This window comes from Microvirga vignae, from assembly GCF_001017175.1.
GTDB lineage: Bacteria > Pseudomonadota > Alphaproteobacteria > Rhizobiales > Beijerinckiaceae > Microvirga > Microvirga vignae.
In genome coordinates this window covers 134,007-145,967 of sequence record NZ_LCYG01000004.1, presented here as the reverse complement: position 1 = coordinate 145,967, position 11,961 = coordinate 134,007, and the positions used below count along the sequence as shown (strand labels likewise).

General features: G+C 61.9%; 10 protein-coding genes. 2 read left to right on the top strand and 8 right to left on the bottom strand.

What is annotated here, in order from left to right; genetic code table 11:
- Positions 1-93 precede the first annotated feature (93 nt).
- Positions 94-1,524, top strand: a complete 1,431-nt coding sequence (gene gltX / locus AA309_RS01510) for a glutamate--tRNA ligase (RefSeq protein WP_047187209.1) — start codon at positions 94-96, stop codon at positions 1,522-1,524.
- A 175-nt stretch (positions 1,525-1,699) separates the two neighbouring features.
- Complete coding sequence (gltA, locus tag AA309_RS01505; protein ID WP_047187208.1) at positions 1,700-2,989, top strand: citrate synthase; 1,290 nt, start codon at positions 1,700-1,702, stop codon at positions 2,987-2,989.
- Between the two features lie 51 nt (positions 2,990-3,040).
- Here gltA and AA309_RS01500 read toward each other — a convergent pair whose 3' ends face one another.
- The 8 genes from AA309_RS01500 to rseP form a co-directional block, all read right to left on the bottom strand.
- Positions 3,041-3,289, bottom strand: coding sequence for a hypothetical protein (locus AA309_RS01500; protein ID WP_047187207.1), 249 nt, complete (start codon positions 3,287-3,289; stop codon positions 3,041-3,043).
- Between the two features lie 413 nt (positions 3,290-3,702).
- A complete protein-coding gene (gene lpxB, locus AA309_RS01495; RefSeq protein WP_047187206.1) occupies positions 3,703-4,893 on the bottom strand; it encodes a lipid-A-disaccharide synthase in 1,191 nt (396 codons plus the stop codon).
- On the bottom strand, positions 4,886-5,803 hold the full coding sequence (locus tag AA309_RS01490; protein ID WP_052954415.1) for an LpxI family protein: 918 nt from the start codon (positions 5,801-5,803) through the stop codon (positions 4,886-4,888). Before AA309_RS01490 ends, lpxB begins: the two co-directional genes overlap by 8 nt.
- Positions 5,804-5,809: 6 nt before the next feature.
- The gene (gene lpxA, locus AA309_RS01485; protein ID WP_047187205.1) at positions 5,810-6,619 is read right to left on the bottom strand and encodes an acyl-ACP--UDP-N-acetylglucosamine O-acyltransferase; all 810 of its coding nucleotides are present in this window, start codon (positions 6,617-6,619) and stop codon (positions 5,810-5,812) included.
- The gene (gene fabZ / locus AA309_RS01480) at positions 6,619-7,083 is read right to left on the bottom strand and encodes a 3-hydroxyacyl-ACP dehydratase FabZ (protein ID WP_047187204.1); all 465 of its coding nucleotides are present in this window, start codon (positions 7,081-7,083) and stop codon (positions 6,619-6,621) included. Before fabZ ends, lpxA begins: the two co-directional genes overlap by 1 nt.
- Before the next feature lie 37 nt (positions 7,084-7,120).
- Positions 7,121-8,185, bottom strand: a complete 1,065-nt coding sequence (gene lpxD, locus AA309_RS01475) for a UDP-3-O-(3-hydroxymyristoyl)glucosamine N-acyltransferase (protein WP_047187203.1) — start codon at positions 8,183-8,185, stop codon at positions 7,121-7,123.
- 45 nt (positions 8,186-8,230) lie between these two features.
- A complete protein-coding gene (gene bamA / locus AA309_RS01470; protein WP_150117350.1) occupies positions 8,231-10,591 on the bottom strand; it encodes an outer membrane protein assembly factor BamA in 2,361 nt (786 codons plus the stop codon).
- A 211-nt stretch (positions 10,592-10,802) separates the two neighbouring features.
- Positions 10,803-11,945, bottom strand: a complete 1,143-nt coding sequence (gene rseP, locus AA309_RS01465) for an RIP metalloprotease RseP (RefSeq protein WP_047187246.1) — start codon at positions 11,943-11,945, stop codon at positions 10,803-10,805.
- Between the last annotated feature and the right edge of the window lie 16 nt (positions 11,946-11,961).

Sequence of the window (11,961 nt, the reverse complement as noted above, 5' to 3'; positions counted from 1 at the left end):
CGGCCCAAACCGCCCTGTGGATGAGCCGGACACATGCGAGCTTGCTGTCCAAGCCGCGCAATCTTTTGAGAATTTTACGTAAGGTTCCCTGCGATGACCGTTGTCACCCGCTTCGCTCCCTCGCCTACTGGCTTCCTGCACATCGGCGGGGGACGCACGGCCCTGTTCAACTGGCTCTATGCCAAGCGGCATGGGGGCAAGATGCTGCTGCGCATCGAGGACACTGACCGGGAACGCTCCACGGAAGCCGCCATCGCGGCGATCCTCGACGGCCTGACATGGCTCGGCCTCGATTGGGACGGCGACGTGGTCTATCAGTTTTCCCGCGCTGCCCGCCATCGGGAGGTGGCCGAGACCCTGCTTGCCCAGGGCCGTGCCTATTACTGCTACGCGACGCAGCAGGAGCTGGAGGAGATGCGCGAGACCGCCCGGAAGGAGGGCCGCCCCCTGCGCTATGACGGTCGCTGGCGCGACCGCGACCCGTCCGAGGCGCCCAAGGACGTGAAGCCCGTGATCCGCCTCAAGGCCCCCGCCGAGGGCGAGACCGTGGTGGAAGACGAGGTGCAGGGCCGCGTGGTGTGGCAGAACAAGGATCTCGATGATCTTGTGCTGCTGCGCTCGGACGGCACGCCCACCTATATGCTCGCCGTGGTGGTGGACGATCACGATATGGGAGTCACCCATGTGATCCGCGGCGACGATCATCTGACGAACGCCGCCCGCCAGACGCAGATCTATCAGGCCATGGGCTGGGATGTACCGAAGATGGCGCACATTCCGCTCATCCATGGCCCGGATGGTGCGAAGCTCTCGAAGCGCCACGGCGCACTTGGCGTCGAGGCCTATCGCAGCATGGGCTATCTGCCCGAGGCGCTGCGCAACTACCTCGTGCGCCTCGGCTGGAGCCATGGCGACCAGGAGATCTTCTCCACCCAGGAGATGATCGACGCCTTCGATCTCGAAAGCATCGGCCGATCCCCGGCCCGCTTCGATTTCGCGAAGCTGGAAAACCTCAACGGCTATTACATGCGCCAAGCCGACGACGAGCGGCTGGTGAATGCGCTAGAGGATCTGCTGCCCGAACTCGGCGGCGACGAGCACCATCTGGGTCGCAAGTTCACCCCTGCCCTGCGTGACAAGCTGATCGCCGCCATGCCGGGCCTGAAGGAGCGCGCCAAGACCCTCGTGGAGCTGCTCGACAGCGCCTATTACCTCTACGCCCAGCGCCCCTTGAGGCTGGATGAGAAGGCAGCAGGCCTCCTTGCTGACGGCCGCGCGCGTCTGGCCGGCATCACCGAGAAGCTGCAGACCGTCTCCGACTGGAACGCTCAGAGCGTAGAGGCGGTGATCCGCGAGCATGCGGAGGCCATCGGAGCCAAGCTCGGACAGGTGGCGCAACCCCTGCGGGCTGCCCTGACGGGCCGGGCCACCTCCCCGGGCCTCTTCGACGTGATGGCAGTTCTCGGAAAGGACGAAACCCTGTTGCGCCTTCAAGATCAATTGAAGGACGCGCCTGCTGCATAGCAGGCGCACCCCACCTTTAGATGTGCTTGCCCGGCTTCAACGGATAAGCTACCGAAGGCACCATTCTCCTACCTGACCGGCTGACCTCGGTCCGGCAACCGAAGCCCGGAGGCCTCCTCCGAAAACTTTGTTGCTCTAGGTTATGCCCGGCCTCCTGCTGAAAGGGCGAAGACCCATGAGTTCCAACTCCACACTCTCAGTCGACAACAAGGCCGTGGAACTAGCGGTGAAAGAGGGCACGATCGGCCCGAGCGTCATCGATATCTCGAAGCTCTACGGTCAGACCGGGATGTTCACCTACGATCCCGGCTTCACCTCGACCGCGGCATGCGAGTCGAAGATCACCTATATCGACGGTGACAAGGGCATCCTCCTCTACCGGGGCTATCCCATCGACCAGCTCGCCGAGCACGGCGACTTCCTGGAGACCTGCTATCTGCTGCTCTATGGAGAGCTGCCGACGGCAGCCCAGAAGGCTGACTTCGACTACCGCGTCACGCGCCACACCATGGTGCACGACCAGATGAACCGGTTCTTCACCGGCTTCCGCCGAGACGCCCACCCGATGTCGATCATGGTCGGATGCGTCGGCGCACTCTCGGCCTTCTATCATGACTCCACCGACATCTCCGATCCGCACCAGCGCATGATCGCTTCCATGCGCATGATCGCGAAGATGCCGACGCTGGCGGCCATGGCCTACAAGTACTCCATCGGCCAGCCCTTCGTGTATCCGCAGAACGACCTCGACTACACCTCGAACTTCCTGCGCATGTGCTTCGCCGTGCCCGCCGAGGAGTACAAGGTGAACCCGGTCCTTGCGCGCGCTCTGGACCGCATCTTCATCCTGCACGCCGACCACGAGCAGAACGCCTCGACCTCGACGGTGCGTCTCGCCGGCTCCTCGGGTGCCAACCCCTTCGCCTGCATCGCCGCCGGCATCGCCTGCCTCTGGGGCCCTGCCCACGGCGGCGCGAACGAAGCGGCCCTCAAGATGCTGGAAGAAATCGGCACGCCCGACCGCATTCCTGAGTACATCGCCAAGGCGAAGGACAAGAACGATCCGTTCCGCCTCATGGGCTTCGGCCACCGGGTCTACAAGAACTACGACCCGCGCGCCCGCATCATGCAGAAGACCACTCACGAGGTGCTCAACGAGCTCGGCATCAAGGACGATCCGCTCCTCGACGTCGCCATGGAACTCGAGCAGATCGCGCTGAAGGACGAGTACTTCATCGAGAAGAAGCTCTACCCGAACATCGACTTCTATTCGGGCATCACCCTCAAGGCGATGGGCTTCCCCACCTCCATGTTCACGGTGCTCTTCGCGCTGGCCCGCACGGTCGGCTGGATTGCCCAGTGGAGCGAGATGATCGAGGATCCATCCCAGCGCATCGGCCGTCCGCGCCAGCTCTACACGGGCGCGCCGCAGCGCGATTACGTGACGGTCGCCCAGCGCGGGTAAGATCATCCGGAAACCGACACAAGAAAGGGGCCGAGAGGTCCCTTTTTGCCGTCATCGTTGCGGATAGGCCAAACCGATCCGCGCCACCTTCGGGCTCACAGCGTTGATCTCTTCCTGGTTCGAGCCGAACTCATTGTCGCTTGCGACTTTCAGCTGTGCGGCTTCGTCGGAATTCTCATCCGGTGAAAAAACAACGATCAGATTGCAGCCGCCTGAGAGATTGGCAAAAGCCCCATTTCCAATCCGACACCGTTCCGCCGTAATCCCAGTCAAAACCGTAAAGGGTGAAAGGCCCTCCATTGAGGCTCTCCACCTCCTTCAGTGTCATACCGATGCGAATGCCCTTTGGGCCGAACCAGCCATTGCCTCCGGTTTGTATTGACGATGGTCACCTGTGCGCCTTTACATTCCACCACACGATATCGACATGACGGGCAGCATCTTTTGGGAACACGATGCTTGCATTTAGTGGCTCGCCTTCCTGGTAGATGATATCTCTCGACATTCGATGGGCCGAATGCCGCAATAAGCCTCTTGTGATCCGAATCTCGGGCAAAAGGCCCTTCGCATTTGAGCTCATCGGCCTGTGCACCCTGCGCTGCAAGACCGATCGCACAAGCGCCGATCGTGCTTGCGAAATGCACTCGCCTTTTCCTCATTGCCGTCGCCCCAATGCTGGTGAACGGCAAGATTAAAGAACGAAGTAGCAAAAGCTAGGAGTCCGGGCTTTCCAATTTGCCTCGAACAACCCCCGTCACGACCCGCGCCGCCCTTTCGCTCGGCCTCTCGTCGCCGATCCGCATCAGTTCGTCGAGGCGCCGGAGAGCCGCCTCCTGCGCGCGACGCTCCTTCGTATCCGACAGAAGCGGCAGAAGCGCCGCTGCCAGGCTTTCGGGCGTGCAATCCTCCTGGATGAGTTCGGGAATCGCGTTCTCCCCGAGCACGAGATTGGTGAGGACGATGGACTGCGCCTTGATGAGCGGACGCAGGATCATTGCCTCGATCTTCGACACCTTGTAAGCCACCACCATCGGAATGCCGGAGAGGCCGAGTTCAAGAGTCACGGTGCCGGAAGCGGCAAGCGCCGCATCAGCGCTGCGGAAGGCCTGCCACTTGGCTGCCTCGCCTTCCACGATGCGCGGCTTGACGCTCCAGGAGGCTGTGCCCTCTCGGATGGCTTGCACCAGATGCGGCACGGCGGGGATCGTCACCTCGAAGCGACGCAGCGAGCGCTGCTGAAGCAGCGTCAACGTCTCGCCAAAGGTATCCAGGAGACGGCTCACCTCGGAGCGGCGGCTGCCGGGCAGGACGAGAAGATTGATGGGGCCGTCCTTGTGAAGATTGCGCTCGCCTGGTGCCGGTCGAAACTCCATCACCCGCTCGATCAGCGGATGACCCACATAGGTGGTCGGCGGACCGCCGAGGCGCTTGTGAGCCTCCGGCTCAAAGGGCAGCAGCGCGAGAATGTGATCTACATAAGCGCGCATCTTGGCGGCCCGGCCCGGGCGCCAAGCCCAGACGGAGGGGCTCACATAATCGACAACTGGAATATGCGGCGCGCGCTTGCGCACGGCCTTGGCGACACGGTGGGTGAAATCGGGGCTGTCGATGATGACGAGCAAATCCGGATCGGCGGCCACGACCGCATCTGTAGTCAACTTGATCCTGTTCAATACCGTCGGTAGGCGGCCGATGACGGCGACGATGCCCATGACGGCGATGTCCTCGAGCGGAAAGAGGCTTTTCAACCCCTCCGCTTCCATGGCATGCCCACCGACACCGCCGAAGTGCAGGCGTTCTGCTCCGAGCCGGGTTTTCAGGGCGCGCATGAGCTTCGCGCCGAGTTGATCGCCAGATTCCTCGCCCGAAACGATCCAGATGTTCAGCCGCTCCGGATCAGTCACGAGTGCTCTCCATCCAGGGCAGATCGACGGCGATCAGGAACAGGCCAAGACGGTCGGCCGTGCGCAAGGTCTCCTCCTGCTCCAATACGAAGGTGGAGCCCGCGCCGATGGCGATTCCGGAGAGACCTGCTTTCGCGGCTTCAGCGACAGTGCGCGGGCCGATGGTCGGCATGTCGACGCGCAGATCCTGCCCGCGCTTGGCGGCCTTGATCAGCACCCCGCCCTCTTTTCGACGGCGAAGCCCGAACCAGGACTGGCGAAGGCCCGCAACCCGGCGCAGCATGCGGTCCGTACCCTCGGGCCCTTCGATGGCGAGCACATGCTTGCGCGCGATTACGGCACCCTGACCGATATCGAAAGCGGAGAGAGAAGCGAGAAGATCGAGGCCGACCGCGATAGCCTGCAGATCATCCTCGTTCGGTTTAAGAGATCCGCTTAAGGAGCGTGCTGCAACGAGATTCGGAGCAAGCTCGTGCGCGCCTACGACGCGATGGCCGCGTTCCTCGATGAGCATCACGGCGCCGCGCAGAACCTGATCGTCACCACGGGCGATGACCTCTTTCACTTCCTGCATGTTGCGCAGGGCCGAATAGGCTCCGAGCAATGTGGAGAAGCCGGGGCGACGCACGGCGCCGACGAGGGAAACCGCGCGCGGCTTCCAGCCTTCCAAGGTGTGCAGAATGGTCTTGAGATCCAGAAGATCCACACTCGCGTGGGCTTTCTTTCGCAGCTCCGGCGCAGCAAAGCCCCGGAAAGCAAGCACGCGGTAATCCTGCCCCGTCTGTTCGAGGTGCTCGACCAGTTGAATGGGAAGGCGTCCGCTCCCGGCAACAATGGCAATCGGGCCGTTTGCAGAAGAAGCCAGCTCATGGGAGCCGGCTCCTGCTTTTATCTCATGCACGGGCTGCATTCAGCCTCAACCGGAGGAGCTGACCGGATCCCGGGGCGTGCAGATCGAGCGATCCTTGCCCTCACGGATGAAGTCCAGGATCTCGTGCACGAAGGGATGGCTGTCGAACTCGGCCGCCACATCCTCGACACGCTCCGCAAGCGTGCCTTCGTCCGCGAACAGCAGGCGATAGGCGCGGCGGATGTCGTGGATCTGCTCGCGAGTGAAGTTGCGGCGGCGCATGCCGATGATGTTGAGGCCAGCGAGATGCGCGCGGTTGCCCATGGCCATGCCATAGGGAATGAGGTCGTTCTCCAGGCCCGACATGCCGCCCACAAAGGCGTGGCTGCCCACACGGGCAAACTGGATCACCGCGGAACCGCCGCCGAAGATCACGAAATTGCCGACCGTGACGTGGCCCGCCAGCATCACGTTGTTGGACAGGATGCAGTCGCTGCCGACCTTCGTGTCATGACCCACGTGGGAGCCGGCAAGGAAGGCGCAGCGGTCGCCGATGATTGTGCGCAGTCCGCCGCCTTCGGTTCCGGGATTTATGGTCACGCCTTCGCGGATCATGCAATCGGCACCGATCTCCAGCGTCGATGCCTCGCCGCGATATTTCAGGTCCTGCGGGATATGACCGATCGACGCGAAGGGGAAGATACGCGTGCGGGGGCCGATCTTGGTCTTGCCGGCGAGTGCCACGTGGCTCATGAGCTGGCAGCCCTCGCCGAGCTCGACCTCCGAGCCGACGGTGCAGAACGGGCCGACCTTGACGCCAGCTCCGATCTTGGCGCCGTCCTCGATGATGGCAGTCGGATGAATCACGGTTTCCATCAGTCGGTCACCAGCATGGCGCTGACTTCAGCCTCGCAGACAAGTACGCCGTCAACCTTGGCCTCGCCCTTGTACCACCACATGTTGCGGCGGTTGTTGAGCTTCTTCATATGGAACTCGACTCGGTCGCCGGGCTCCACGGGCTTGCGGAACTTCACCTTGTCGATCGTCATGAAGAACACCTGCTTCGGCTTCGCCTGCTCGGCCATTTTGGCCTTCACGCAGATCGCACCCGCCGTCTGAGCCATGGCCTCAATGAGGAACACGCCCGGGAAAATCGGGCGCGACGGGAAATGGCCCGTGAATTGTGGCTCATTGAAGGTGACGTTCTTGATGCCGATGCACGAATTGTCGCCGTCGATATCGATGATCTTGTCGACCAACAGGAAAGGATAGCGGTGCGGCAACAGCTCGAGGATCTCGAGAATATCGGCGGTTTGAAGCGTGGTGGGCGCTTCTGACATGACTGAATTCTCCGGATACGCCTGGCGTATCGATATTTTAAGACGATGCGCCGTCGTCTTTGTCGGAATCGCCCGTGGATGCAAGCTTTTTCAGGGCGGTGATTTCTCGGAACCATTCGCGCAGAGGCCGGGCGGGAATGCCGCCCCAGCGTGCGCCGGCAGGAACGTCGCTATTGACGCCGCTCGTGGCGGCAATTTGGGCGCCCATGCCGATCCGCACATGGCCTTTGACGGCAACTTGGCCGCCGAGAGCCACATAATCCTCGAGCGTGGTGGAGCCGGCAATGCCGACCTGAGCCACGATCACGCAATGACGGCCGATGACAACGTTATGACCTATCTGGACAAGATTATCGATCTTGGTGCCCTCGCCGATCACCGTATCGCGGCTCGCGCCGCGGTCCACGGTGGTATTCGCGCCGATCTCAACGTCATCCTGGATGATGACCCGCCCAATCTGCGGCACCTTGAGGTGTCCCTGCGGCCCCATGGCGAAGCCGAATCCGTCCTGGCCGATGCGCACGCCCGGATGCAGGATGACGCGGTTTCCGATGAAAGCGTTGGACACGGTCACACTCGGCGCCAAAGAACAATCCCGGCCGATCTTCACTTGCGGGCCGATGACCGTATGGGCGCCAATGATGGTTCCCGCACCGATTTCGGCATAGGGGCCGACGACCGCGCCGGGATCGACGGTGACGCCATACTCCAGGCGCGCTGTCGGGTGAACAAAGGATCCTGGCGAGATGCCCGTGGCGGCAAAGGAGGATTCCGGCCGCATGGCAGAGGGGAACATCTTGCCCATCACCTGCGCGAAAACCCGATAAGCCAGCGGAGTCACGATCGCGACGGTGTGAGAGGGCACCTTCGACGCGAAACGGGGCGTGACGAGGCAAGCTCCGGCGCGAGTGGCACCCAAGGCGCCTGCATAGGCCGGGTTGTCCATATAGGCCAGGTCAGTCGGGCCCGCGCTCTCGAGCGGAGCGACGCCTTTAAGCAAAAACTCCCCGTCGGCACCGTCGGGGAGCGTTGTCTGCGCCATCTCCGCCACCTGACGCAGGTTCAGCGTCTGGGTTTGCGGAAAGAAAATTGATTCTGTCATGAAAAACGTGAGGGCGCCATCAAGGCGCCCTCCCCGATTACCCGGTTAGAAGCGTGTACCGCCGGAGAAGCGGAAGGCCTGAGTGCGGTCGCCACCGATCCGCGTGCCATCCGCCTGAACCTCGCCCTCTTCCTTCGAGAGAGCCACCGCGTAGTCGAAGCGGATCGGGCCGAGGGGCGAGCTCCAGAGGATTGAAGCACCGACCGAGGAACGAATCTTGTCGCTGTCGAGGACTCTGATGCAGTCCTGCGGTTCCCCAGCAACCCGCTCGCAGACTCCGCCGCCGTCAGGGTCGAGAATGCTCCCGCCGCCGATATCGAACTGGGTCGGGCCCTTATAGCCGTAGAGCGTACCAGCATCGGCGAAGACAGCCCCCTTCAGACCCAGATCACGCGGCAAGCCGAAGATCGGGAACTGTACTTCGAGCGAGCCGCCGAAATAGGTGGTGCCACCGATAGCGTTGGCATTGGCGTCAGGGCTCGATATATCGCGCGGACCAAGTCCATTCGTGGCGAAGCCGCGAACCAGCGACGGGCCCATGAAGAAGTGATCGATGATGCGCAGGTCGGCACCTTCACCACCGTTATCCCCCAAGCCAATGATGTGACCACCCTGGACGCGGGCGATACCAACCACATCCTCAAGAATCTCGTAATAGTAACGAGCATCGCCGGTGGCGCGGAAGTAGCGCGAGTCACCGCCGAGACCAGCGAAGTCAGTCTTCACTTCGGCATAGAAACCGTTGCGCGGATCACGGGTGCTGTCGAGGGTGTTATAATTGAAGGTCAAGCCGGCAAGCGACGTGATCGTCTCGCCCTGCGATTCCTTGATCGCCAGCGACGCCTCGCCATTTGTCAGACAGTTAGTGCTCGTCGTGACTCCGGGAATCGGGAACGAGCAGTCGTTGTACGGCTTGTCCTCGTCGTTCGGGATCGTCAGCTCTTGCTGATACAGCGAATAACGGGCCGTGAGCGTAAACTCTTCCGTCATCGGCAGGCCGAGGCGGAGCTGGCCACCCGTCATGCGGTTCTCATAACGGGAATAGCGGGTCTGGTCGCTGAACTTCGAGAACAGGTCGATACCTGCAGCCACACGGTAGCCGAGGAAATACGGCTCCGTGAAGGAGAAGTCGATGCCATGTGCACGCTGGCCCAGCTGGCCCGCCAGGCGAACGAACTGACCACGACCCAGGAAGTTCGTCTCGCTGACCGAGACTTCGCCGATGAAGCCGTCAGCCGTTGAGTAACCGCCCGAGACCGAGAATGCGCCGGTGGACTGATCTTCCACATCCACGTTCACGACCACGCGGTCGGCCGAAGAGCCCGGCTCATTGGAAATGCGGACGCGCTTGAAGTAGCCGAGGTTGTTCAGGCGGCGCTCGGCGCGGTCGACGAACACCTGGTTGTAGGCATCGCCCTCGCCCAGATCGAACTCGCGACGGATGACGTAGTCGCGGGTGCGAGTGTTACCGCGGATGTTGATGCGCTCGATGTAGATGCGCGGGCCTTCCTCGACCACATAGCCGAGATTGACCGTGCGGGTGGAAGGATCGCGGGTGCCGACGGGACGAACCTGAACGAAGGGATTGCCCTGACGAGCCACAGTTCTGCTGACGGCCTGAACCGACTTCTCCACGGCATCGGCATTGTAGACCGAACCGGAGGAAATCGAGAGGTCGCTGCGTAGAGCCTCAGCATTCACCGCGGGAATGCGGGAATCGATGCTGACACTGCCAACCCGGTACTGCGGACCTTCCTCGACGGCGATGGTGACGATGTAGCCGCCGGCACTGGCGTCGAAGGTCACATCGCTGGAGACGATGCGGAAATCGGCATAACCGTTCTTCAGGTAGTAACGGCGGATCAGCTCCAGATCGTTGGCGAGACGATCCGGGTCATAGACGTCGCTGCTCTTCAGGAAGCTGAGGATGTTGGTTTCCGTAGTCTGCATGACGCCACGCAGACGGCCAGCGGAAATCTCGTTGTTACCGACGAAGCGAATCTCTTTCACGCCCGTCTTGTCGCCCTCGACGATGGTATAGACCACGTCGACACGGCCGTTCGGCAGATCCACGATGCGCGGCGTGACCTGGGCCAGACCACGACCCGTGCGGCGGTAGATCTCAAGGATGCGCTGCACGTCGGCGTCGATGGCAGCCTGATTCACGGGCGTCCGAGCCCGAGTCTGCAGCTCACCCTCAATGAGCGCCTTCTCGACCTTGCTGTTACCCTCGATGGCTACGCGGTTGATAAGGGGACCCTGAGCAGCGGAAGCTCGGCGGCTCGTCTGCGGTGCGCGTTGAGCGAGAGCGCTGTCCGCAACGGTAAGGCCAGCCATCAGCGCGCTCATGGCGATCACTGCGGTGGCGGCCGGCTTCTTCCGGCGTGGCGTGGTCGTCGACATCATCAACTGGCCCGTTTCTTTTATACTTTGTCTGTCGCGGGGCAGGCCCGCGGGCTGGTGACAGGTGCCCCAGCCTTATTGGTGCTGCCCCGCTTGTACAAACTTTCGCCGCTATTGCAAACGGCACATACAAACAGAGTAGCAATTTTTAACCGGCGTTGCGCCCTTGTCACGTTCTGCCCGCCACAAATCTTGTGGCAAGGTGAACGAGTTCTCATCCGAACGAGCGGGTCAGGTCGCTCCAGGTCGCCAGAAGCATCAGCATCGCCACGAAGGCAAATCCGATCCGGAAGCCGATTTCCTGGGCCCTTTCACTCAAAGGCCGACCGCGAACGGCTTCAATGGCATAAAACAAAAGGTGCCCGCCATCGAGCAGCGGAATGGGGAAAAGGTTAATGAGCCCGATCGAGACGGACATGAAGCCGATCAGGTTCACTAGGCTGTAGAGCCCGCCGACCTCATAGGCAGTTCCCGCGATTCGAGCGATGCCCACCGGCCCGGAGAGCTGGTCGATCGACTCGCGACCGAGAATCAGGCGGCGCAGGAAGTTGAAGGTCCGATCCACCTGATTCCAGGTATCGGTCGCGCCAGCCTTCAGAGCCCCCCAAGGGGAATAGGAGATCCGCTTGATGGCCGAGCGGTCCTGGGGTGCCTGAACGCCCAGGAGGCCGATGCGTTGCTTGCCGAAGGGCGTCTCCCGCTCCTCCACCTTGGGAGTAGCAGTCAGGTTCACGGCCTGACCGTCGCGCTCGACGACGAAATTGAGCGCCTCGCCCGAACTCGAGCTAACGATCATCTGCATGTCGGCGAAGGTCTCGATGCGGGTGCCGTCAATGAAACGGATGACGTCATGGGGCTGGAAGCCTGCCTCTTCGGCCGCGCTGCCGGGAATAACCCTCTCGATCACCGGCTCCAGGACCATCTTCCCGCTGAAGTAGTTGAAGCCCGCGAAGATGGCGATCGCCAGGATGAAATTGGCAATCGGCCCTGCCGCGACGGTGGCCGCGCGCTTGGCGACATTTTGATGGGGAAAACTGATAGCCCGCTGCTCGGGTGACATCTGCTGGAGGCCCTGCGCGTCCGGAACGCTCGCCGCATTCACGTCACCGACGAACTTCACGTAGCCGCCGAGGGGAATCGCGGAGATCTTCCAGCGGGTGCCGTGCTTATCCGTCCAGCCGATCAGCTCACGTCCGAAGCCAATGGAGAAAGCCGTCACGCCAATTCCGCACCGGCGTCCGACCCAGTAATGGCCATACTCGTGGATGAAGACCACCACCGTCAGCACTACGAGGAAGGCGAAGATGGTCAGAGCGAAAGATCCTGTCGCCCCGCCAATTGTTGAAAGCCAATCCATCATCGTCCCTTTCACG